The sequence below is a fragment of the Corynebacterium urinipleomorphum genome (assembly GCF_900155535.1).
GTDB lineage: Bacteria > Actinomycetota > Actinomycetes > Mycobacteriales > Mycobacteriaceae > Corynebacterium > Corynebacterium urinipleomorphum.
Map to the genome: position 1 here is coordinate 574,378 of NZ_LT706965.1, position 23,207 is coordinate 597,584.

Consider the following 23,207-nt stretch of genomic DNA (forward strand, 5'->3'; position numbering starts at 1 on the left):
CACCCCTACGCCGCATCGCCGTCGCTTTGGTTGAGGACCACGAGCGGGATTCCGTCGAGGCGTTCGCGGCCACCAAGACCGGAAACTTCGAGGACCACGACACAGCCAGCAATCGTGCCGCCGGCCTGCTCAATGAGTGCGCGAGCGGCCATGAGGGTGCCACCGGTGGCCAGCACGTCATCCACGAGCACGACTCTCTTGCCTTCCAGGTTCATGCCCTCAGCGGGGATCTCCAGAGCGGCGTCGCCGTACTCAAGCGAGTACTCTTGGCTGATCACCGGCGGCGGGAGCTTGCCCTTCTTGCGGATGGCCAGAATGCCGAGACCCATGTCGTACGCGACTGCAGAGCCGAGCAGGAAGCCGCGGGCATCGAGCCCGCCAATCATGTCCGCGCCAAGGTTACGGGAGGCCTCGGCCATCTCGGAAATGACCACCTTGAGCGCCTCACCGTCAGCCAGCACGGGAGTCAAGTCCTCAAAAAGCACGCCCTTTTCCGGAAAGTCCTGCACGTACCGCATCCGAGCAGCCAACGCTTCGCGGGCAGTCCTGTACGTGGGTTGCGAGTTCTCAGGAGAAGTCATGGGCTATTCGCCGTCCTTTTGTTCCGGTGTGGGTTCCAGACCGGGAACGTGCCAGCGGTCCATGTTCCAGCCGATCCCGACAGGGCCAGTGTAGACCACCACATTCTTGATGCTGTTGTCCACGATGAAGGTGCGCGGTTGCGGCGACAGCGGAATCGACGGCACTTCATCCCAGAGGCGTTTTTCCTCCGCGCGCAAGCTTTGCAGCTCCTCGGAACGGGACGTCGCAGTCTCGTATTCCATCATGGGGTCCACAGACCCGAGGAATGCGTCGATCTTGCCTCCCCGGTCCATCTCACCCTGGTCGTTGTACCCCGGTTCCTCGGTGAGGAGGTCGCCTCGTGTCTTTCCGTTGCCCGTCACGTCCGTGACGGTGATACCAGCGGGCTCGCAGGACTTCCTGATCGCTTCAACCATGGCCGCCAAGCGCTTACTAGGCACCGGGTAGCCGATGTGAAGCTCGAGGCCCTCCGCAACCCGGGCACTTTCGATATCGACGTTGAGGTGCGGGTTCGCTATATCTTCGAGTCGACGCGACATCGGATCGTTCTGCGTGAGCACGTGAACAGGGGACGGAGGGAGCTCAATGCCAGCTTCGCTTGACGACGCCGCCGCTACTCCTCGAATATCCACGCACTTCGCTAGAGCTTGCCGGTTTTCGTGGTACGCCCATGGACCCGCAGAGGCGAAGATGAGTGTGTCCGTCATCTCTCCGATGACGGTTTGAAGTTCTTGGTGGCTCTCCGGGGCCTCGGGGTTAGCAGTCTCGGACGACGGTGACTCGCCTGCCTCGCTCGCCTCGGATGCGTCGGCATCTTTGCCGTCTTTACCGGTGCGGACATCGTCGGCGTTAGCTCCGTCATCCGGTTCGGGTGATGCCTTGAACCACTCAGGGTTGTGGTTGTCCAGGTCGCCCACCATCAAGGCGCCAGCTGCTTGGAGCTCTGCCGAGTCCTTGGATGACGGCCACACCACGATTTTGGACACCTCGGGGGCGTCGCCGTAGTACGTGTCGTTAGCGACAAGAACGACCTCGCCCTCTTCGCCGACCGACTCAATCTTGTATGGCCCGTAGGAGACTTGGAGCTCGGGGTCGAATTTGTTCAGGGCGAACCCGAACCGCCACACCTCCGCCGTGCGGCCAAGCAAGTCGGGATCTCTCGCTTCCAGTCCACGTGTAAGGTCAGCGGTATCCATACCAAGGCGTTTCGCGATGGCGTGTGCGGGAAGCACCGTTCCGGCGCTGAACAGCTCGCGCCAGCGCCCGCCCTTACCCTGCTGGTACACCACCGTGAACTGCTTCGAACCCGGAGTGCAGTCCACGCGCTCCACCTGCTGCATCTGTGGCATGTGGGAAGAGAAAATGTCCGGGTTGGAACCAGCAGCGAATGCGAGAGCGTAGTCGTCGCATGTCACGGGAACTCCATCCGAGAACACGGCTTGATCAGAGAGGGTGTAGATCACCTGCCGCTGGGGAGCTGGGAGCACCTGCGTTGAAACGAGGTCCGTGTTGGGAATACGCTGGCCCGACGGACCGGGGATGAAAGCGCCCGGGAAGATGCGCCCTGAAAGGCGTTGCATCTTCAACGATTCACCGATTTTCGTGCCGGCGTTCGTGGTCACCAATGGAACCGTGAGCTGGTAGCCGAAATAATCCATTGCGCTCGACTGCTTCGGTTCAGGATTCGAACCGGAGCATCCTGCCATGAAGGTCGCCAACGCGGTGATAACCGCGGCGACCTGCACCAGGTGCTTGCGTCTCACAGTGGTTTCCTCTCCCCTTCTCTTCCCGTACTCGTGCTGGATGATCGCTAGCTCTGGTTCGGACGCCAGGTCGCAGCCGACTGACGGGCCGGCTCCGCAATCGGGGCCTCAGTCCTGTGCAGCGGAGATGCCACGGTCCGCTTTGCACCGGTCGCCGGGGCGGCTTCGCTACCGGAGCCGTCGATAAGCGAGCCCTCTTCCTTGCCCGCACGGTATGCGGCGACCAACTTGTTGTGCTCTTTGTACTTGCTCTGAGCGTTAGTGAGCGTGACCAGCAGCGACGTTGCCAGAAGGAGTGAGGAAATGACACCTTCAACAACACCGATCAGCTGAATCAGTGCGAGGTCTTGGAGAGTACCCACGCCGAGCAGCCACACGGCCACGATCATCAAAGCAATGATCGGCAGAGCGGAAATCACCGACGTGGAAATGGAGCGCATCAACGTCTCGTTGACCGCAAGGTTGGTTTCTTCAGCGTACGTGGAACGGCGGGAATCCAGAACTCCTTCGGTGTTCTCCTTCACCTTGTCGAAGACGATGACGGTGTCGTAGAGCGAGAACGTCAACACAGTCAACAGACCGATAATCATTGCCGGAGTGACCTCGAGCCCGAAGAGAGCGTAAATGCCGAGGATGACCACACCGTCAAAGAGCAGAGCCACCATCGCAGCGATGGCCATGTTGCGCTGCAAACGAAGCGCAACATACACGGAAGCTGCCACGAGGAAGATCAACATCGACAACAGCATGCGGTTTGTAATCGTCGAACCCCAGGATTCGGACACTGTGGAATCACCGATGGCATCCGGGGAGGGCTCGCCCGAAGCGTCGAGCGGCTTGTACTCGTTGTAGATAGCTTCGCGCGCGCTGTCGATCTGTTCCTGGCTCAGGTGCTCGGAATTGATCTCCAAGGTGCGGGAATCACCTGCACCCACGATTTGGGTCAGTTCCGGAGTGATGCCGGTCGCGTCGACGAAAGTCTCCTCGACCTGCTCGGCGACGAGCTCTCCAGCGGGCATGGTCATCTTGGTGCCGCCTTCGAAGTCGATGCCCAAGTTGAAGCCACGGATCAGCATCGCCGCCGCAGAAATGACGACCAAGACGACCGCAATGATGTACCAGAGCTTGCTTCTGCCGATGAAGTCGATTGCCCCTGTGCCTTCGTAGAGGCGCTCAATGCCTTTCGAGTGTGCAGCCTTTTCCTGCTCAGATACGGATGTTGTGGAGGCATCCGCGCCGTTGTGCGCCGGCGTGGGGGTCCCGGCGTTCAGTGAGGTGCTCATTGTTATTTCTCCTCTTCCCTGGTTGCCGTGGGCTCAGTGCCATTAGCGCCGTCATTGAGCGGGGTGGCGTTGATCTGATCCGACGCGAGTGTCGGCGTGGCGGTGGCAGCCGCTTCAGGCTCAGCCGTCGCAGAACGTTCGGCCTCTGTTGCAGCCACACCGGATCGTTTCACGGGTCGGGCTGGCACGGCCTTGGAACGGCCAGCTTCAAACGCCTTGGACATGCCGTTGACCGACGGTTTAGACCAGAACTTGCTGCGCGATGCCAAGATCATCAGCGGTGCAGTGACAAGGAAGGTGACCACGAGGTCGAACACCGTGGTCAAGCCCATGGTGAAGGCGAAGCCCTTGACCTCGCCGACAGCGAGGAAGTAGATCACCACGGCACCGATGAGCGTGACCATATTTCCTGTGACGATCGTTTCCTTCGCACGATCCCAGCCGTTCAGCGTCGCAGACCGGAAGGTTCTGCCACGGCGCACCTCGTCCTTGATCCTCTCGTAAAGCACCACGAAGGAGTCGGCGGTGGTACCGATACCGATGATCAGGCCCGCGACACCCGACAGGTCGAGCGTGTAACCGATCCAGCGGCCAAGCAGCACCAGTGCTCCGTACACCAAAAGACCGGCAGCGAACAGAGTGAACAAGGAGATGAGGCCGTAGAGGCGGTAGTACACGAAGACGAAGATGGCCACGAGTGCCAGACCGACCAGGCCAGCGATGACACCAGCCTTCAAGGAGGCAATACCTAGCGACGGCGGGACCGTCAGCGCAGTGCCACCGGGCTCGCCGTTCTCACCTGCGAAGGACAACGGCAGAGCGCCATAACGCAGGTTGTTGGCTAGGTTCTCCGCTTCTTCCTGGGTGAATTGGCCCGTGATCGAGGTAGCAGAACCCACCGGGGTCGGCGACTGGATCTGCGGTGCGGAAATCACCTGGGAGTCCAGGGTGATGGCGATCTGCTGCTGGAGCATCGCCGCCGTCAGCGCCGCCCACGTGGACGAACCGTTGTGCTCGCCATCCTGCTTGAAAGCGAAGTTGATCTCCATCTGACCGGTCTGCGAGTTGAAGCCACCGGTAATCGGACGGTCCGTGTCAATCTGGCTACCCGTCAAACGCGGACCATTGGGGTCCTCAACGCCGTCCAGCAGGGGCACCGGATCGAGCAACATGGGCTGACCGGAATTCGAGTCGCATGCCACGAGCGGGCGTGCTGGATCGTCGGTACCTGCCAGCGGGTCGACCGGCGCCGGGCTCTCCCCATCCGCCGACGTGCACTTCATCAACCACGATGCAGCCTGCAGCTTCGTCGGATCGTCGGACTGGCGGTCCTCCCGCAGCATCGCTGTCGCCTCCTGGCGCAGATCCGATGCCTCGAGGCTATTCTCCGGTTCCGGCTTCGGCTCAGCGGTGATCTCGGGAGCTTCGATCGGCTGAACGTTCGTCGCCGTTTGCCCTTCCGCTCCCTGCTCCTCTTGAGCTTTGTTCAAAGCCTCAACCTGCTGGTTGAACGTGTCAGCGAACTGCTGCATCGTTCCCTGCGCGTCTTCCTTGGTAATCACGCGGTATTCAACCCACCGGTTCGCCATGTCCTGCATCACTTGCGGGAAGGACACGACATCAGCCTGCTGGTTCGGTTGTGCCACGGGGCGGAACATCAGCTGGGATGTCTGGCCGATATTCCGCACGTCGGCAGAATCCTCACCCGACACAGTGATAACCAGCGTGTTTCCGTCTACGACCACGGAAGCGTCCGAGACACCCATGCCGTTGACGCGGTTCTCCAGAATCGTGCGCGCCTGGTCCAACTGTTCCTTCGTCGGCTCTTCGCCTTGAGGGACGAGTGTGACGCGGGTGCCGCCCTGGAGGTCAATGCCCAATTTGGGCGACGCTTCACGGTTCCCAGTGAGGAACACGAGGGCGTAAGTGGCCACCAAAATGAGTGCGAACAGCGCTAGCGCCCGTTTGGGCCACGCTCGCTTCGATCCTCCCTCGCGGGCCGATCGCCTGCCTGATGTCTTCGAAGTCACGTACGTGTTCTCCTATAAACCTGCTCTATCCACCTCAGGCGGCTGGTTGCCCGCGGTCGCGGCTTTACGTCCGGGACTTCCCGTACAAGGTGGTTCTGCCGTTTTCTTGTCCCGCCCGGTTAAGACCGGCATAGGCATGCCAGTTCCAGGCCGGGAAAGGTCCAAAAAGTGATCGTACGTCATGTACCGGACAATGATTAAGCCCGGCGTGCGTTTTTCTCGGCACGTCGGGCTATCTCGATTTATCTAAGCTGTTCTAACGCGGTTCTTCGGCGATGCCCTCGCCCGTGTCGCCGAGCGTGCTGCCCTGCTGGTTCTCGTCGGTGCTCACCGCCGGTGCATCCTCAAGAACCTTGTACACGCCCTCTCGCTCCATCGTGGCCACCAGCCCCGGAGCCAGTTCGATGTCAACGGTGGTTTCTCCCGCAGCGACAATCTCGCCGTGGAAGCCCGACACGGTGATAATCCGGTCACCCGGCTTTGCCGCCGCTTGGACCGCGCGTGCCTTTTCCACCCGCTTCCGGTTCGTGCGCGACAACAATAGGCCCGGCAGCGCGAACAGAACAAAAACGAGGAGTAACAGTAAGTATTCCATGGTGAACCATTGTGGCACACCACCGCGGCGGCCCTAGTTAGGCATCAGTAAAGGTGCAGCTGTCCTGGTGCCTCGGGCGGAGGTGTCATTCCGAGGTGGTGCCACGCAGCGGCTGTAGCAACACGGCCGCGACCCGTCCGAGCCATCAGGCCCGCGCGCACAAGGTACGGTTCGCAAACTTCCTCGACGGTGGAGGGTTCCTCCCCCACCGCGATGGCCAAGGTGGACACACCGACGGGGCCACCCCCGTGGCTTCGGATCAGCGTGTCCAACACAGCGCGGTCGAGTCGATCCAACCCGAGCTCGTCGACATCGAACACATCGAGTGCCCGCTGCGCGGCCTCCACCGTGACCGTCCCATCGCCGTTCACTTCAGCCCAGTCGCGCACGCGGCGGAGCAAACGGTTGGCAATGCGCGGCGTCCCGCGCGAGCGTGAACCGATTTCCACGGCGGCATCGTGGTCGATCTCAACACCGAGAATCGACGCCGCACGCGTGATCACGTGGGTGAGGTCCTCGACATCGTAGAACTCCATCTGAGCTGTGAAGCCGAAACGGTCGCGCAGGGGGCCCGTAAGCATGCCCGCGCGGGTGGTTGCACCGACCAAGGTGAACGGTGGAATCTCAAGTGGAATGGACGTCGCACCAGGACCTTTACCAACGATCACGTCGATGCGGAAATCCTCCATAGCCATGTACAGCATTTCTTCGGCGGGACGCGCAATGCGGTGGATCTCATCAATGAAGAGGACGTCGCCTTCCATGAGGTTCGACAGCATTGCCGCCAGATCGCCGGCACGCTCGAGGGCAGGGCCGGATGTCATGCGTAACGACGTCCCGAGTTCCTGCGCCACGATCATCGCCATCGTGGTCTTGCCCAGCCCCGGAGGCCCCGAAAGCAGAATGTGGTCGGGAGTGACGTTGCGCTTTTTGGCACCGGTGAGGACGAGACCTAATTGCTCGCGCACCTTCGGCTGACCGATGAACTCGTCGATCGACTTGGGTCGCAGAGATTTCTCGTAATCCTGCTCTCCGGTCTGCTCGTTCGCGTCCACCGGGGAATTCAATTGCCGGGCGAGGTCCGGTGGCAGTTCGAACTCCGTCTTCTCCACATCAGACATGCGCTACGCCCTCCTTAAACACTCGCCTCTCCTCTGCTACTGCTTACCCAACCGGTTCAGGGCACTGCGGAGCAACGCCGAGGACTCCGCAGCCGCAGAAAAATCGGTTTCCGGGGATTCAGCAATCACAGCATCGACAGCTGCGCGTGCGCCCTTTTCCGGGAAGCCGAGACCGACGAGGGCCTCGACCACCTGTTCGGTGGCCAAAGATGCGCCCTGAGCAGAAGACAGAGAGGCAGACGCGGCTGCACCAGGCTGCGAGCCGTACACTCCCGCTAGCTTGTCCTTGAGCTCCAGCACCAAACGGTCCGCCATCTTTTTGCCCACACCTGGGATTGACTGGATCGCCTTCGAATCCCCCGCCGTGATATGCCCGGCAAGCTCTGCCGGCTCGAACACCGACAAGGATGCCAGCGCCAACTTAGGCCCGAGCCCCGTGACAGTGGTGAGACGGTGGAACATCTCGCGCGCATCATCGTCGGTGAACCCGTACAGCGTCATGGCATCTTCTTTGACTACCAAACTGGTGAGTACACGCGCGTTCTCACCCCGCGTCAACCGGCCCAACGTCGGCGGCGTGGCCAAGAAGCGGTAGCCGACGCCGCCGCATTCAATGACACCGTGGTCCAACCCGATGGAAATTACCTGACCGTTCAGCGAATCGATCACAGTCCTTGACTCCTTTTTCCAGTTAACGCCGCGGCCGCCTGGGTACGGGCGAGCAAAGGCGCACGCCAGCAGTGGCAGACCGCGATGGCTAACGCATCAGCAGCATCCGCCGGTTTCGGCGGTGCACTCAAACCGAGGATGCGAGTGATCATCGCCGTCATCTGCTTTTTATCCGCCCTCCCGTTACCCGAGATGGCTTTCTTCACCTCGGACGGGGTGTACATATACACAGGGATGCCGCGCTGCGCAGCAGCGAGCACCATCACACCCACGGCATGGGCAGTGTGCATAACAGTGGACACATTGCTGCGCTCGAAAATGCGCTCCATTGCCACAACGTCCGGCGCATAGTCGTCAAGCCACTCGTTGACGGCGTTGGACAACCGCAGCAGGCGTTCCGGCAATTCCGCGCTGGACGGGGTACGCACTACGCCGACTGCAACAGGAATGACCTGTCGCCCCTTACCGGTTTGCAGCACAGACAAACCGCACCGGGTGAGCCCCGGGTCGATCCCCATTACGCGCAAGCCCTCCGTCGTAGTCACACACTTGTTCTACCACAGAGTCTGGACACCGACCGGCAGCGACGCTGAAAAGCGGAAACGGACCCAGCCGAAGCCGAGTCCGTCGAGCCGCAGCCGTAACCGGGATTACTCGCTAGCGAGAGCTTGCGCGACCTCGTCCGACACCGTCATGTTGGTGTAGACGTTCTGGACGTCGTCGGCGTCCTCCAATGCGTCGATAAGCTTCGCCAGCTTCTTCGCGCCGTCGAGGTCCAAGTCGACCTCGACCGAGGCGCGGAAATCCTGCTCGGTGTCCTCGACCTCGATTTCAGCCTCGCGGAGTGCGTCGCGCACTGCGTAGAGGTCGGTCGCCTCCGACACGACCTCGAAGTGCTCGCCCAGGTCGTTGACCTCCTCGGCGCCGGCCTCGAGCACGGCCATGAGTAGATCATCCTCGGTCAGCTCACCCTTGGCCACGGTGTTCACGCCCTTGCGGCTGAACATGTAGGCGACGGAACCCGACTCACCCAAGTTGCCGCCGTTCTTGGTCATAGCCGTGCGGACTTCTGTCGCCGCACGGTTGCGGTTGTCGGTCAGGCACTGAATCAGCATGGCCACACCGTTCGGGCCGTACCCCTCGTAAGTGACATCTTCCCAGTTGGATCCGCCGGCTTCCTCGCCCGAACCGCGCTTACGGGCGCGCTCGATGTTGTCCTTCGGAACAGAGGCCTTCATGGCCTTCTTCATCATGTCGTCGAGCGTCGGGTTGCCTGCCGGATCTCCGCCGCCGGTGCGAGCCGCGACCTCGATGTCCTTGATCATTTTCGCCCACAACTTGGAGCGCTTCGCATCGTTAGCGGCTTTCTTGTGCTTAGTTGTAGCCCATTTTGAGTGGCCTGACATGCGCCATCTCCCCTTTCTCCGGCTGAAGTGTCGGCTGTTCAGTATACGCCCGCACTTGACGCAGGCATTCACGTGGACTCTGCGGGCCGACTAAGAAAACGCGATTCCGCCTTCCTTCAGAGTGCGGGTGAGCCCCTCTTGAACCGTCATGGCAACGAGGTTGCCCTTGCGGTCGAAAATTCGGCCCTGAGTCAATGCGCGCGCACCGTGGGCGGACGGCGACACTTGGTCATAAAGCATCCAGTCGTCTGCGCGGAAGGGGCGCATGAACCACATCGCGTGATCGAGCGACGCCATTTGCACCTTGTGTCCGCGGTGAGGGACCAGCGCGGAGTGGAGCAAAGTCAGGTCGGACATGTAGGCGAGAGTGCAAATGTGGAAGGTCTGGTCGTCTGGGAGCTGGCGCTTGGACTTGAACCAGACGACCTGCTGGCTCGGTGTGTACGGGTTGTGCTCGAATTCGTCGTCTGGCACAACACGGACATCCCAGTCCTTCGCCCACATGGAGAAGAATTTCAGCGGACCGTCGGTTTCCTCGAGTGGAACGACATTCTCGGGGTCAGGTACTGCGCGCATCTTGTCGGAATGCTCAATACCTTCATCATCCGTGATGTGGAAACTAGCCTCGAGCGAAAAGATGGTCTCGCCTCCCTGCACTGCGTCGACGATTCGGGTGGAGAAGCTGTGTCCGTCGCGCACGCGGTTGACGACGAAGACGATGTCTCGGTCAGCTCGCCCCGGTCGAATGAAATAGCTGTGCAGAGAGTGGACGAGTTTCCCCTCACTCACCGTCTTCGTTGCCGCCGAGAGAGCCTGCGCAGCCACCTGGCCACCGTAGGTACGCTGCAGGCCCGAGTAAATGCCGGTGCCGCGGAAGACGTTGTCGTCCAGCTGCTCCAGGTTGAGAATGCCGTCGATGCTGGGGATGTCGAATTGCATGTGAGACAGCTTAAACCCTTGCCCCGCCCCGTTTTCCTGCTCCGTGAAAAATCAACCGGGTGCTAGGCAGTCAGTCACTCCTTGGTTGAGCGGGCGCTGCCGTAGAACTCTGGCATCGGCGCCGTACCTGCGAGGCGCAAGGCCCGCACTCCCGGTTTGAGTCTCACAGCTCGGGTCGCCGCGACTGCGTCGTTGTACAGTCGCAGCGACAGATCGACCCGTTGGCGAGCTGTGTCGAGCGCGCGTCGCGCGGCGCCGTCGTCAAGCGTGTTCGCGGCAATATCCGCCACTGCGTCCCGGTGCTCCACAGCAGCGTCATACGACGCACGTGCCCGGTCAAGGCGGATATGCAACCGGTCAAGTCGCCGGGCCGTCAACACTGCCCACACAACCGCTAAACACACAACTGCAGCCACGACGACGAGCGTGAGTGCCACGAGAGAGCTCATCGCGCTTTCCCTCTCCCCCCTGCGGCAGCTTCATAGACCGCCTCCACCTGGTCGGCGACGATCTCCCAGTCGTAGCGCTGAGCACGTTTCATCCCTGCAACGGCATAGCTCTCACGCTCGCGGGGGTTCCGGATGAGGCGCTGCAGAGTCGCTGCGAGTGCATTCGCATCCCCCATCGGGAACAACGCTCCTGCGGGGGCTTCCGTATCCGCGCCACACACGTCGGCGAATGCTTCAATATCGCTTGCAACCACAGCGCACCCCGCGGCCATCGCCTCCACAAGGACAATGCCGAATGATTCCCCGCCGGTATTCGGTGCGACGTATATGTCCGCCGATGCGAGCAATCGGGCTTTCTCCGCCTCACTCACCCGCCCCACGAATTCCACGTTCGCGGGCGCCGACGCTGATGCCGCCCGAGCGGCTCCTCCGCCAGCAACGGTCACACGGGGTGTCTCGTCCATGATGGCCAGCGATTCCAGGAGCACCGTGAGGCCTTTTCTCGGTTCGTCGTAGCGGCCAAGGAACACGATGTGAACTGGGCCTCCGCCATCGCAGTCCCCCGAAGGTTCTTTACTGTCCACTGCTTGCTGCGCCGCCCGGAAGCGTTGAGTTTCCACCCCGTTGGGGATCAGCAGCGGGTCGCCACCGAGCTGCTCCACTTGCCAGCGGCGCGACATCTCGCTCACTGAAATTCCCGCCTGAATCTTCTCCAATGCCGGTCGCAGCACCGGACGGACAGCGCGGAGCGCCCGAGACGAGGCCGCCGACGCGTGGTAGGTGGCCACCACTGGTGCTTTTGCCAAAAGCAGTGCTGCGAGTGAGTAGCTCGGGGCATTCGGCTCATGGATGTGCACGACGTCGAAGTCGCCCTCACTCAGGAACCGGCGCACAGTCATGAACGTCCCCGGGCCAAAGGAGATCCTGGCGACAGACCCGTTATACGGAACGGGAAGTGCCCTGCCCCCGAGAGTGACATAATTAGGCAACCGGTCGCGCGCTTGTCCCGAGCCAGGTCGAGTCCCGGGCCCGACGACACGCACGTCGTGGCCGCGGCCAATCAAAATTCGTGCCAGATCAAGGATGTGCGCTTGAACGCCTCCCGGGTGGTCGAAGGAGTACGGGCACACCATGCCAATCCGCACAACAAGTCACCGCTTCCGTGCGGCGCGGTCGGCGGGCCACATCGGCTGCAAAGCGTGCCAGTCGGCCGGGTGCGCGGCGATATTCGAGGCGAACTGGTCGGCGATGCGCTGGGTGGTCTCGGGCACATCGGTCACCTTAATCAGAGGCGACACCGAGTGCCCCCAATCCGGGTCCGCGGACGTGCCTGCGAACCAGGAATGCGCCACGTGGAGGCCGGCCCCAGTGTCCAGAGCCAGCTTTGCAGGCCCCGCTGGCAACGTTGTCTCCTCGCCGAAGAAGGTCACCGGCACGCCCCGCGGTGTCATGTCCCGTTCCCCCATCAGGCACACGATTCCGCCGGCGGCGAGCACTTCCCGCAGCCGATCGTACGGGGGGTTCTCCGAGCCGGTGGCAGCGAGGACCTCGAAGCCGAGGCTCTCGCGGTAAGCCACGAAAGCGTCGTAAAGCGCCTCGGGGCGCAGTCGTTCCGCGACCGTGGCGAAACCTCTGTACCGGGAGACGAGCCACATACCCGCCATGTCCCAGTTACCCGAATGCGGCAGGGTGAGGATCAGCCCGTTGCCGCGGGACAATGTGTCATCGAGGTGTTCCCGTCCGCGCACTCCGGCATCGAGCCGTGCGAGCAGCGCCGGGTCGCCCGCGATTTCGGGGAGGCGGAAGGCCTCATTCCAGTACCGCGCGTACGAGCGCATCGAGTCGCGCACGAGTGCCCGGGTGACGTTTTCCGCGCCGACGACGCGAGTAAGGTTGCGGCGCAGCATGTCCGCGCCGCGTCCGTTGTCCGAGGCGAAGTCCGCGCCCGCATTGAACAGCGCCGCAACCATGCGCGGCGGCACATGTCTGACGGCTTTCCAGCCCGCAATGTATCCGGCCGCGGCGAGACGCTCGGTCACGGAAACGCCACTGGAACTCCCTCCCGCCACTACCGCGCGGCTCCTGGTTCCGGGGCACCTGCAGGCGGGGCAATGCGCTGGCTCGCTTCCGGGTCGCGCGAGGCTTTGATGAGGCGCTGCACGACGGTGACCACCGACCCAGCGGCCAAGATCCACAGCGCGATCTCCAGTGCCAAGTGGACGCCGATTCCTTCGAGGAACAAGCCCCCGACCGCCAAGATGAGACGCTCCGGCCGCTCGATCAAGCCGCCGTTGACTTTCAGGCCGCCTGCTTCGGCGCGCGCTTTGATGTAGCTGATGGTCTGCGACAATGTCAGCACAACGAGCGCAACGGCGACCGTCGCCCGGTCTGCGTGGTCAACGTACACGAGCCAGAAGACGATGGCGCCGAACAAGGCGCCGTCGGAAAGCCTGTCACACGAAGCGTCGAGAGTAGCTCCGAAAGCCGTTCCGCCCCCGCGCAGCCGTGCCATTGTGCCGTCGAGCATGTCGAAGGCGGCGAAGAACGCGGTCAATACCGCAGCCCACACCAGATGTCCTCCGGGGATGAGCACAACAGCGGCCGCGATCGTGGCTAGGGTGCCCAGGACCGTCACGGCATTCGGAGTGAAACCAAAGCGCAAAAACAGCTTTGCGACGGGCTCCGCCACCGTCGCCGCCGGTTTCCTCCCGTGCAAACTGAGCATCAGGCCCGGTCCTTCCCGGCGCTTTCGGCGTCTTCCCGGACAATGTCCTGCCATCCCTCGGCAAGCAGAGCGCGCGTCTCACGCAACAACTGCGGCAACACCTTGGTTCCCCCGATCACCGTCATGAAATTCGAATCCCCCGCCCACCGCGGCACAACGTGGAGGTGCAGGTGGTCGCCGACGGATCCGCCGGATGCTTTACCCAGATTGAGACCCACGTTGACTGCCTCAGGCTGCGACACGCGCTTGAGGGTGCGCACGGCGAGCTTGGCAAAGTCCATGAGCTCCGCTGTTTCCTCGTCGGTGAGGTTCTCCAGCTCCGCGACCTTGCGGTACGGCACCACCATGAGGTGCCCCGCGTTGTAGGGGTACAGGTTGAGCAGCGCATAGACGGTCTCTCCGCGAGCGATGATCAGCGCGTCCTCGTCGGACTGCGCCGGCGCCGCCAGAAATGGATCGGCCTTCCGGTCCTTCTCCCCCGGTATGGAGGAGATGTAGGCCGAGCGGAACGGCGCCCACAACCGCACGAGGCGGTCGCGCTCGCCCACGCCGGAATCTACGTACTCCGCCGGGGCAGGTGCTTCGCCCGCAGCGGTAGTGCCGCCGGAGCGGTTCGGGGTCTTATCCGCGGCGTGCCTCAAAGGACACCTCGTTCGGTTGTTCGTTGAGCTGGTCGCCTACCCACGCGGTGATCAGGTCCACCGCTTCGTCGACAGGCACGCCGTTGACCTGGCTACCGTCGAGGAAGCGGAAGCTCACGGCGTTCGCCTCCACGTCGCGGGCGCCAGCGAGCAGCATGAACGGAACCTTGCCCGTGGTGTGGGTGCGGATCTTCTTCTGCATGCGGTCGTCCGAGTGGTCCACCTCCGCGCGGATTCCGCGGGAACGCAGCGTGTCCACCAATGCGTCGAGGTGCGGTGCGAAATCGTCCGCAACGGGAATGCCCACCACCTGGTGCGGTGCCAGCCACGCCGGGAACGCGCCGGCGTAGTGCTCGAGCAGCACGCCGAAGAAGCGCTCGATGGACCCGAACAGCGCGCGGTGAATCATGACCGGGCGCTTCTTCGTGCCGTCGGACGCGGTGTACTCGAGGTCGAAGCGCTCCGGCAGGTTGAAGTCCAGCTGCACAGTGGACATCTGCCAGGTGCGGCCGATGGCGTCGCGTGCCTGGACGGAGATCTTCGGGCCGTAGAACGCGGCACCCGCCGGGTCTGGGACCAGCTCCAATCCGGACTTCTCAGCCACGGACTGGAGGATGTTCGTGGAGCGCTCCCAGATCTCGTCGTCGCCGATGTACTTCTCCGGGTCCTTGGTGGACAGCTCGAGGTAGAAGTCGTCGAGGCCGTAGTCCTTCAGCAGGGAGATGATGAATTCGAGGACGTCGGTGAGCTCCTGCTCCAGCTGTTCCTCGGTGCAGTAGATGTGTGCGTCGTCCTGTGTGAAGCCGCGTGCGCGGGTCAGACCGTGGACCACGCCGGACTTCTCGTAGCGGTAAACGGTGCCGAACTCGAACAGACGCAGCGGCAGCTCGCGGTAGGAACGCCCGCGGGAATCGAAGATGAGGTTGTGCATCGGGCAGTTCATCGGCTTGACGTAGTAGTCCTGAGCCTGCTTGGTCACCTCACCGGCATCGTTGGTCTCGCCGTCGAGCTGCATCGGCGGGAACATGCCGTCGGCGTACCAGTCCAGGTGGCCTGACTGCTGGAACAGGTCACCCTTGGTCACGTGCGGGGTGTTCACAAAGGAGTAACCGGCTTGGATGTGGCGCTTGCGGGAGTGGTTTTCCATCTCCATACGCACAATGCCGCCGTCCGGGTGGAAGACCGGCAGACCGGAGCCGACCTCATCCGGGAAGGAGAAGAGGTCCATTTCGGAGCCGAGGCGGCGGTGGTCGCGCTTCTCGGCCTCCTCGATCATGTGCTGGTACTCCTCCAGCTTCTCCTTGGACTCCCACGCAGTTCCGTAGATGCGCTGGAGGCCGGCGTTGGACTGGTCGCCGCGCCAGTACGCCGCGGACGAACGGGTCAGCGCGAAGGCCGGGATGTACTTGGTGGTGGGCACGTGCGGGCCGCGGCACAGGTCGTGCCAGACAACTTCGTCGGTGCGGGGGTTGACGTTGTCGTAGTGCGTCAGGTCGCCGGCACCGACCTCGGTGGCCTCGTCGGAGTTCGGGTCGACAGAACCCTTGTCCTGGATGAGCTCGAGCTTGTACGGCTCGTTCTTCAGGTCCTCTGCCGCCTCCTCAGGCGATGCGTACACGCCGCGGACGAATTTCTGGCCCTGTTTGATGATCTTTTTCATCCGCTTTTCCAGCGTCTTCAGATCTTCGGGTGTGAACGGCTCTGCAACATCGAAGTCGTAGTAGAAGCCGTCGTTGATCGCGGGACCGATACCCAGCTTGGCGTCGGGGAACTCCTCCTGCACCGCCTGCGCGAGAACGTGGGCGCAAGAGTGGCGGATGACGCTGCGGCCCAGTTCCGTGTTGGCAGCGACCGGCATGAACGTCCCGGTCTCTTCCGGCACGTGGGAGAGATCCTTCAGGTTTCCTTCGGCATCCTGCACGCAGACAATGGCGTCCTCGCCCTTGTTGGGCAGCGCGAGCTCACGCATCGCCGCGCCGACAGGTGTGCCGGCGGGGACCTCGAAGGGCTCGTGGTTCAGTGCAGTTGGGGCAATCCCGCTGGACATATGTTCTTCAGCGCTCCTTTGCGCTCGTGCGGGACGGCATACCTGGCCGCGCCCGCGGTGTGTTCACGTCAAACCCGCGCAGGCCGCTGAGCAACCAGCCGCCGCGTGGGCACTGGGGGCGATCTTACCCCTGCGGGGCACAGCCGTTATTCCGGGCGCTGCCTACGCGCGGCCGTCACCGTCTTCGCCGTCGAGCCCGTCCATATCGCGCAGGCGCTGCCCTGCGTCCCCGTTACGCTGGCGCCGGCTCAGCGCCGCGATCACCACGCCACTAAAGAACAGCGCACCGAGCAGCAGCCACAGCCAGGTGTAGCCCGAGCCCGTCTCGTCCGCTTCATCGCTTATCGACGTCGCCTCGTCCCCTTCCCCCTTTCCACTCCCCGCGGACTCGCCGCCCGGCGCGGTGGTCTCCCCCGTTGCTTGTGCTGAGGCGAAGGTGAAACTGGTGGTGCCTTTCGTGGCGTGTCCGTCGGAGGAGGTGATCTGGTAACCGATGCGGTACTCCCCCGGCTGCGTATCGATGCCGGAGGGAACCGCAATGCTGATTTCCCGGTCGTTCACTTCTGGCTCTCCACTGAACAGGACTTCGCCGTCGGCGACGCGGGACAGCGCCACGGTGTTGAAGTCCTCTTTCGGCTGCCCGGAGAATTCCAGGACGAGCTCCGAGGGGAATTCATCGACTGTTTCATCGATGCCGGGCTGAGCGGAAATCACCGAGTCATGCGCGGACGCCAGCGGCGCGGTGCCGAGCGCGAGCGCTGCGGCGGCAGCTCCTGCGAACACTGCTCGTGCGGTTCTGGGGATCCTGGTGCGTGCCATGTGCGGTGTGCTCCTTGCTCGACTTTGGTGTCATCTACTAGTACCCAAGCTAGCCGTGAAAGTTCCCGCCTACCTGCCCGTCGTCTGCCGCTCGTCTCGTTGCCCGGCACCCGGCCCAGCTCGCGCCCCGCAAATCCTGCTGTCGTGCCCGGTCATTGCCTAGCCGTGACAAAGCACAGGTGGAGGGGTAGGTTGTCCGGCGTGCTTTCCCGTGACCATACCCAGCGAAGAAAACGGCCCAACCCGAACAGGTGGCCGTTTTTCGCTGTCGTGTCGCTGGGGTTGCTCATGGTCGCGCTGGATAACTCCATCCTCTATACGGCGCTCCCGGAGCTGGATGCGCAGCTCGGGGCGACCGCCTCGCAGTCTTTGTGGATCATCAATGCATATCCATTGGTGATCACGGGACTGCTGCTGGGCTCTGGTTCGCTCGGCGACCGCATCGGTCACCGCCGAATGTTCATGGTGGGGTTGGTCGTTTTTGGTTTGGCGTCCCTCGCCGCCGCATTCTCTCCCACGGTGTGGGCGCTTGTCGCCGCTCGAGCTTTCTTGGGGGCGGGTGCCGCGACGATGCTTCCCGCCACTCTCGCTCTGGTCAACCAGATCTTCCCGGGGGAACGGGAACGCAACCTGGCTATGAGCATCTGGGTGTCGGCTGCGGTGCTTGGCGCGGCCCTCGGCCCGGTGGTCGGCGGCGCGCTGCTGGAATTCTTCTGGTGGGGCTCGGTCTTTTTGATCAACGTTCCCGTGGTGGTGATCACTCTCGTGCTCACCGTCCTGATCGGCCCGCGCAACAAACCGAATCCCGACAAGCACTGGGACCTTGTCTCTTCGGTCTTCGCCCTTTTCGCCTTGTCGGGTTTGACCATGACCATCAAGGAGGCCGCGCGCCTGGACACGCACCCGGTGACGCTCGCCGTCTCCGCGGTAGTGATGACCATCGGCGCGATCCTTTTCGCGCACCGGCAGAAAAAGCTCGACGATCCGTTGTTGACCCTCGATGTCTTCTCTAACCCGATCTTCACCGGCGGCGTCATCGCAGCTACAGGCGCCATGTTCGTGGAGATCGGGGTGGAGATGACCACCACGCAGCGCCTCCAGCTTGTCGACGGCTTCTCCCCCTTCCATGCCGGCCTAGCCATCGGCGTTGTTGGCTTCGCCGCCCTTCCGTTCTCCGTCGCCGGCGGCGCAGTGCTCCACCGCATCGGGTTCCGCACGATCGTCTCCGGCGGATTCGCCGCGTGCATTGTCGGCGCGCTCATCGCGTGGTGGGGTTCGGCCATCGACAACTTCCCCGTGTTCCTCGGCGGCGTGATCGTTCTCGGTGCCGGCGCGAACTTAGCCATGTCTGTGTCCTCCACCGCCATCATCGGCGCCGCCCCGCCGCAGCGTTCGGGCATGGCTGCGGGTGTTGAGGAAGTCTCCTACGAGTTCGGCACTCTCATTACCGTCGCGGTTTCCGGCTCCATGCTCACCTCATTGATGCTCACGTTCCTCCCGCCGGAGCTCGCGTCCGCCGGTATGGACGCCATTTACGATCCCGCGACCCACGATGCCGCCGCCCCCGCCTACGCCCACGCCCACGAACTCGTGATCGCTTTCCACGCGCTCGCCGCCGCCGTTCTCTGCGCTCTTACCGCCTGGTGTTTCCGCGGCAACCCGAAGTCACCGGGCGTTTCACGAGACGCATGAGCAGAGCACATAAAAAGGAATTGCACCCAGAGTCACCCTGGGTGCGATTAGTTTTGTGGTCCCAGCTGGGATCGAACCAGCGACCTTTCCGGTGTGAACGGAACGCTCTTCCACTGAGCCATGGGACCGTTGCGTTTTTGGCGCGAGGGATACATTAACACCGCAGGGCCACAAGACCATAATCGCCCCCTCAGGCACGGGAAACAGGTTCAGGGAAACGACACTTAGACAGCCACGGTCAGTACGGCGCAACGGCTTGGGTGACAAACGGATCGACGGCTGACCGCGATGATGAAGTGACCGCAACCGAAGAGAACGCTCGACGGCGCCACGGGACGGTGAAGTGGAGGCGCTGCCGCGGTCGAAAAGCGTGCAAAGCGGACCCCGCAACCAGCGCGAAAATGAGTCACAACGACGGGATTTGGTCGAATGCGGGGCGACACATTAGAGTTTCTAGTCGCACAAGTTCACAGCGAACGAATGCATGCGGATGTAGCGCAGTTGGTAGCGCATCACCTTGCCAAGGTGAGGGTCGCGAGTTCGAGTCTCGTCATCCGCTCCAAGTCCCCACGCGGGACTTAAAACATAAGCGCGATTAGCTCAGCGGTAGAGCACTACCTCGACACGGTAGGGGTCACTGGTTCGATCCCAGTATCGCGCACGAAGATCAATCAACGATCTTCTTCGTGCAAGCACCGTCTTGCACGATGCGGATGTAGCGCAGTTGGTAGCGCATCACCTTGCCAAGGTGAGGGTCGCGAGTTCGAGTCTCGTCATCCGCTCTAGGTACACAACCTGTCACGCACGGGTTGGTACTGTGAAAGAGGCGGAAATCGCCCGCGGTGGAATGGCCGAGTGGTGAGGCAAAGGTCTGCAAAACCTTGTACACGGGTTCGATTCCCGTTTCCACCTCCATATTCATGTGAATATTGCGCGCGATTAGCTCAGCGGTAGAGCACTACCTCGACACGGTAGGGGTCACTGGTTCGATCCCAGTATCGCGCACAAGGACTACGGTCCTTTGCGGATGTAGCGCAGTTGGTAGCGCATCACCTTGCCAAGGTGAGGGTCGCGAGTTCGAGTCTCGTCATCCGCTCCACTACCCCGGCGACGAAAATCGCCGGGGTTTTTCTGTGTCCAGTGATCAGCTCCTAAGCCTCACCCCACCTACGCTGGACCACATGAACGAACGAATCATCGGCCCAGGCACCGCCACAGAAGAGATCCGTGCGGTGGCTATCACGACGGCATTCGGATCCTTCACCTCCGGCGGCACGTCCGGGGCGCTTGGCAACGACGCGGACAAACAGGTCATGCTCGCACTGCGCGAATGGGCCGACGTCGTCCTTGTGGGGTCCGGGACGGTCAAGGCAGAGGACTACGGCCCGGCGGACATTCCTCTCGCGGTGGTGTCGCGCTCCCTCGACTTCGACACAACGGCGAAACTCTTCAGCGGCACTCCCCCGCTGATTCTCACGCCCGACGAGTCGCTGACCAACGCGAGCCTCGCCGAGCAGCGCGACGCTCTCGCACAGGCAGGTGCAGAACTCGTCGGGACGGGAACAGGCGGGGCGCAAGAGATCGTCGATACGCTCCGCGCGCGGGGGCTTGGCCGCATCGTGTGCGAGGGAGGCCCGTCGCTGTACGCCGCGATGTTCGAAGCATCGCTTATCGACGTCCTCCACCTCACCGCCGCCCCCTACGTCAACGGCGAGCCCGCCGGCCTGTCCGGCGACATCGACGTGGAGCTCGAGCTGGAGGACGTGCACTCCGCCGGTTCCCATATCTTCGCCCGCTACCGGCGGGTGGGCGCAGGAAACTAGTGGCCGTTTAGTAGTTTTGGGGGCTGTGACTACCCGCATGAACGCAATTCGCTCCGCCTGGTCCTCCCCCGCACCGGATCAGCCTCAGAATTGGCCGGCTGTGGCCAATGCGTTCCTGTGGCCGCTGGCTCTCCTCCTCGTCGTCCACCGCGTGTTCGCCGTGGCGCTGCCCGGAACCGTCACCGACGACTTCACCACCGTGTGGTCCGCCGCCCGGCGGTTTGTCCTGCGGGAACCGGTGTACAACGAGGTCTACTACCACGTCGACCCGCACTACCTGTACAACCCGGGCGCCACACTGCTGCTCTCCCCGCTGGGGCTGGTGGACAACATGCCCGCTGTCCGCGCACTGTTCATCCTCGCTAACGCCGCCTGCATCATCGCCGCACTGGCGTGGTTGACCCGGTTGGCGGGGCGCACCCTCGCATCCCCGGTGTTCCCGGGCGCCATCGCACTCGCCTTCACCACTGAGGCAGTGACCAACACACTCGGCTTTTCCAACATCAACGGGATTCTGTTCCTCGGTCTCGTGGTCTTCCTCGCCTGGCTATTAGGGGAAGGAAACGGGTCCTCGTGGGCTGCCGGCGCAGTCTTAGGCTTGTGTATCCTGGTCAAGCCGATGTTCGCCCCGCTACTACTGCTGCCCCTGCTGCGTCTGGACTGGCGCGCGATCGTCGGCGCAATCGTCGTGCCGGTGGTGTTCAACGCGGTCGCGTGGCCGCTGACTCCTGGCGCACGCGACTACATCGACGTCGTCGCACCGTACCTGAAGCAAACCCGTGACTACGCCAACTCATCGCTAGCCGGTGCAGCTGTCTATTTCGGAATGCCGGGATGGCTCCATGCCGGGCTGTTCCTTCTGTTCGCAGCGGCAGTGCTCGCAGCTGTGGTCGCCCTCGCTCGGTTCCGCTACACCGCACCGTGGATGTGGGCCGCCACCACAGCGGCTGTCCTGTTGGCCGGTGTCTGTTTACTTTCCTCGCTCGGGCAGGCCTATTACTCCATGATGCTCTTCCCCGCCGTGTTCACTCTGGGAAGCCGTCTCAGCGCGTTCCGCTCCCCGGCCGCGTGGGCGGGAATAATTCTGTGCCTGTCACCGCTGAGCTGGGTAGTGGAGGGCCACTATGTCGCCGGCCGTTGGCTGGACACGTTCCTGCCCACAGTGGGCTGGGCGGTGTTCATCGTCGCGGTCGCCGCATGGGCGGTAGCAGCCGCGCTCAACACACCGGTGGCGGAGGCTACAGAAGCAACGACGCACTCCCGGACATTCAACCGACCTGAAAGGACGCAACGCCATGGCGGAAAACACGAAGTACAGCGACTGGACTGAGCAGCAGTGGCGTGAGCGCCTGAGCCCCGAGGAGTACCACGTGCTCCGCGAGGCCGGCACGGAGCCTCCCGGAGTCGGCGAGTACACCGACACCACCACCGAGGGTGTGTACCGCTGCCGCGCCTGCGGCGAGGAGCTATTCCGCTCCACAGAGAAATTCGAGTCCCACTGCGGGTGGCCGTCCTTCTTCTCCCCGCTGGCAGGCGACAAGATCATCGAGCGCGAAGACCGCTCGCTCGGCATGGTGCGCACCGAGGTGCTTTGCGCCAACTGCGAATCCCACCTCGGCCACGTCTTCGCCGGAGAGGGCTACGACACCCCGACGGACCTGCGCTACTGCATCAACTCCATCTCCATGACGCTGGAGAAAAAGCCGGTCCAATAATTGGGCACTGCAGCGAAAAACGCCTGTTCACGCGGTGAGCGTGGACAGGCTTTTCGTCGATAAGCGGGCTGCTCTTAAGGCAGAACCTCGATGATCTCAGCGACATCCGCGACGCGGCGTCCGGAGAAGAACGGCAGCTCCTCGCGCACGTGGAGACGCGCCTCGGTGTAGCGCATCTTGTGCATCAGGTCGGAGATGCGCTCCAGCGTCGGTGCCTCGAAGGCGAGCATCCACTCGTAGTCGCCGAGGGAGAACGCCGACATCGTGTTGGCGCGCACATCCTTGTACTCGGCTGCGGCCTGTCCGTGCTCAATGAGCAGACGGCGGCGCTTATCCGCATCCATGATGTACCAGTCGTAGGAACGCGTGAACGGGTAGACCGTGATCCAATCCTGCGGCTCCTCACCCATGATGAACGCCGGAAGGTGGCCACGGTTGAACTCCGCCGGACGGTGCAGCCCCACGCCGATCCAGAAGACCTCGAGCGCCTGGCCGAACACCGTCGTGCGGCGGAAGTCGTTGTATGCCTTCTGGATGTCGGAAAATTCCTCCGCGTGCCACCAGATCATCACATCCGCTTCCGCGCGAATACCGGAGATGTCGTAGATACCGCGGACGACGACCTTGCCTTCCTCCTCGAGGCGGGCGAAGAAGTTCTTCACCTCGGCGATGATCTCCGAGCGCTCATTGCCCAGCGCCCCCGGGATCGCACGGAACGTGGCCCACTGGGCGTAGCGCTGTGTGTTGTTGAGCTTCTCAATGTCCGGCTGTGTCATTGCGGCGCATCCTTTCTTCCCGCACGCGGGAGGTCCAACAAAAGTTCTATACGCCGATCCTACCGTGCACCCTGCCGCGGGCAACGGCGCGCCTCCACAGAATGGTGCCAGCGTCTAGATAGCTTGGAACGC

At 62.7% G+C, this 23,207-nt stretch carries 22 protein-coding genes and 7 tRNA genes; 10 read left to right on the top strand and 19 right to left on the bottom strand.

Annotated elements, in window-relative coordinates:
* Positions 1-5 precede the first annotated feature (5 nt).
* The 17 genes from CZ338_RS09870 to CZ338_RS09950 form a co-directional block, all read right to left on the bottom strand.
* On the bottom strand, positions 6-581 hold the full coding sequence (locus CZ338_RS09870; protein WP_087118035.1) for an adenine phosphoribosyltransferase: 576 nt from the start codon (positions 579-581) through the stop codon (positions 6-8).
* Positions 582-584: 3 nt separating this feature from the next.
* Positions 585-2,345, bottom strand: a complete 1,761-nt coding sequence (locus CZ338_RS09875; RefSeq protein WP_235839527.1) for an ABC transporter substrate-binding protein — start codon at positions 2,343-2,345, stop codon at positions 585-587.
* A 47-nt stretch (positions 2,346-2,392) separates the two neighbouring features.
* Complete coding sequence (secF, locus tag CZ338_RS09880; protein ID WP_087118036.1) at positions 2,393-3,628, bottom strand: protein translocase subunit SecF; 1,236 nt, start codon at positions 3,626-3,628, stop codon at positions 2,393-2,395.
* Positions 3,629-3,630: 2 nt separating this feature from the next.
* Positions 3,631-5,658, bottom strand: a complete 2,028-nt coding sequence (secD, locus tag CZ338_RS09885; RefSeq protein WP_087118037.1) for a protein translocase subunit SecD — start codon at positions 5,656-5,658, stop codon at positions 3,631-3,633.
* 256 nt (positions 5,659-5,914) lie between these two features.
* Positions 5,915-6,253, bottom strand: coding sequence for a preprotein translocase subunit YajC (yajC, locus tag CZ338_RS09890; protein WP_087118038.1), 339 nt, complete (start codon positions 6,251-6,253; stop codon positions 5,915-5,917).
* Between the two features lie 44 nt (positions 6,254-6,297).
* Positions 6,298-7,374 carry a Holliday junction branch migration DNA helicase RuvB gene (gene ruvB / locus CZ338_RS09895; RefSeq protein ID WP_087118039.1) on the bottom strand — a complete coding sequence of 359 codons (1,077 nt, stop codon included), beginning with the start codon at positions 7,372-7,374 and terminating at the stop codon, positions 6,298-6,300.
* A gap of 36 nt (positions 7,375-7,410) precedes the next feature.
* Entirely contained in the window at positions 7,411-8,043 is a 633-nt protein-coding gene (gene ruvA, locus CZ338_RS09900; protein ID WP_087118040.1) for a Holliday junction branch migration protein RuvA, read from the bottom strand.
* The gene (gene ruvC / locus CZ338_RS09905) at positions 8,040-8,561 is read right to left on the bottom strand and encodes a crossover junction endodeoxyribonuclease RuvC (RefSeq protein WP_087118041.1); all 522 of its coding nucleotides are present in this window, start codon (positions 8,559-8,561) and stop codon (positions 8,040-8,042) included. Before ruvC ends, ruvA begins: the two co-directional genes overlap by 4 nt.
* Before the next feature lie 132 nt (positions 8,562-8,693).
* The gene (locus CZ338_RS09910) at positions 8,694-9,449 is read right to left on the bottom strand and encodes a YebC/PmpR family DNA-binding transcriptional regulator (protein ID WP_087118042.1); all 756 of its coding nucleotides are present in this window, start codon (positions 9,447-9,449) and stop codon (positions 8,694-8,696) included.
* 90 nt (positions 9,450-9,539) lie between these two features.
* Complete coding sequence (locus tag CZ338_RS09915; protein WP_087118043.1) at positions 9,540-10,388, bottom strand: acyl-CoA thioesterase; 849 nt, start codon at positions 10,386-10,388, stop codon at positions 9,540-9,542.
* Positions 10,389-10,462: 74 nt separating this feature from the next.
* Positions 10,463-10,837: a hypothetical protein gene (locus CZ338_RS09920; RefSeq protein WP_087118044.1), complete on the bottom strand. Its 375-nt coding sequence runs from the start codon at positions 10,835-10,837 to the stop codon at positions 10,463-10,465.
* On the bottom strand, positions 10,834-11,982 hold the full coding sequence (locus CZ338_RS09925) for a glycosyltransferase family 4 protein (protein ID WP_204211917.1): 1,149 nt from the start codon (positions 11,980-11,982) through the stop codon (positions 10,834-10,836). Before CZ338_RS09925 ends, CZ338_RS09920 begins: the two co-directional genes overlap by 4 nt.
* Positions 11,983-11,988: 6 nt before the next feature.
* Complete coding sequence (locus CZ338_RS09930; RefSeq protein WP_235839528.1) at positions 11,989-12,876, bottom strand: phosphatidylinositol mannoside acyltransferase; 888 nt, start codon at positions 12,874-12,876, stop codon at positions 11,989-11,991.
* A 29-nt stretch (positions 12,877-12,905) separates the two neighbouring features.
* Complete coding sequence (pgsA, locus tag CZ338_RS09935; RefSeq protein WP_087118047.1) at positions 12,906-13,562, bottom strand: phosphatidylinositol phosphate synthase; 657 nt, start codon at positions 13,560-13,562, stop codon at positions 12,906-12,908.
* Positions 13,562-14,110: an HIT family protein gene (locus CZ338_RS09940; RefSeq protein ID WP_235839552.1), complete on the bottom strand. Its 549-nt coding sequence runs from the start codon at positions 14,108-14,110 to the stop codon at positions 13,562-13,564. The genes pgsA and CZ338_RS09940 overlap by 1 nt, the downstream gene beginning before the upstream one ends.
* 73 nt (positions 14,111-14,183) lie before the next feature.
* Positions 14,184-16,250, bottom strand: a complete 2,067-nt coding sequence (gene thrS / locus CZ338_RS09945; protein WP_087118049.1) for a threonine--tRNA ligase — start codon at positions 16,248-16,250, stop codon at positions 14,184-14,186.
* A gap of 162 nt (positions 16,251-16,412) precedes the next feature.
* Positions 16,413-17,069, bottom strand: a complete 657-nt coding sequence (locus CZ338_RS09950; RefSeq protein ID WP_087118050.1) for a copper resistance CopC family protein — start codon at positions 17,067-17,069, stop codon at positions 16,413-16,415.
* Positions 17,070-17,270: 201 nt separating this feature from the next.
* Between CZ338_RS09950 and CZ338_RS09955 the strand changes: the two genes are divergently transcribed.
* Positions 17,271-18,761, top strand: coding sequence for an MFS transporter (locus CZ338_RS09955; RefSeq protein ID WP_268875431.1), 1,491 nt, complete (start codon positions 17,271-17,273; stop codon positions 18,759-18,761).
* Positions 18,762-18,817: 56 nt separating this feature from the next.
* Here the strand turns inward: CZ338_RS09955 and CZ338_RS09960 are convergent.
* Positions 18,818-18,889: transfer RNA gene (locus tag CZ338_RS09960), tRNA-Val, on the bottom strand.
* Positions 18,890-19,247: 358 nt separating this feature from the next.
* Between CZ338_RS09960 and CZ338_RS09965 the strand changes: the two genes are divergently transcribed.
* The 9 genes from CZ338_RS09965 (at position 19,248) to msrB (ending at position 22,299) form a co-directional block, all read left to right on the top strand.
* A tRNA-Gly gene (locus CZ338_RS09965) sits at positions 19,248-19,323 on the top strand.
* A gap of 27 nt (positions 19,324-19,350) precedes the next feature.
* Positions 19,351-19,422: transfer RNA gene (locus CZ338_RS09970), tRNA-Val, on the top strand.
* A gap of 48 nt (positions 19,423-19,470) precedes the next feature.
* Positions 19,471-19,543 (top strand) — tRNA-Gly (locus CZ338_RS09975).
* Between the two features lie 59 nt (positions 19,544-19,602).
* Positions 19,603-19,676 (top strand) — tRNA-Cys (locus CZ338_RS09980).
* A gap of 18 nt (positions 19,677-19,694) precedes the next feature.
* Positions 19,695-19,766 (top strand) — tRNA-Val (locus tag CZ338_RS09985).
* An 18-nt stretch (positions 19,767-19,784) separates the two neighbouring features.
* Positions 19,785-19,860 (top strand) — tRNA-Gly (locus CZ338_RS09990).
* An 82-nt stretch (positions 19,861-19,942) separates the two neighbouring features.
* Entirely contained in the window at positions 19,943-20,584 is a 642-nt protein-coding gene (locus CZ338_RS09995) for a dihydrofolate reductase family protein (RefSeq protein ID WP_087118052.1), read from the top strand.
* Positions 20,585-20,609: 25 nt separating this feature from the next.
* Positions 20,610-21,914 (top strand): glycosyltransferase family 87 protein, encoded by a 1,305-nt coding sequence (locus tag CZ338_RS10000; RefSeq protein WP_235839529.1) that lies wholly within the window; start codon positions 20,610-20,612, stop codon positions 21,912-21,914.
* On the top strand, positions 21,880-22,299 hold the full coding sequence (msrB, locus tag CZ338_RS10005; RefSeq protein ID WP_087118053.1) for a peptide-methionine (R)-S-oxide reductase MsrB: 420 nt from the start codon (positions 21,880-21,882) through the stop codon (positions 22,297-22,299). Before CZ338_RS10000 ends, msrB begins: the two co-directional genes overlap by 35 nt.
* Before the next feature lie 74 nt (positions 22,300-22,373).
* Here the strand turns inward: msrB and hemQ are convergent, their stop codons facing one another.
* Positions 22,374-23,075 (bottom strand): hydrogen peroxide-dependent heme synthase, encoded by a 702-nt coding sequence (gene hemQ, locus CZ338_RS10010; RefSeq protein ID WP_087118054.1) that lies wholly within the window; start codon positions 23,073-23,075, stop codon positions 22,374-22,376.
* Positions 23,076-23,207: the final 132 nt, after the last annotated feature.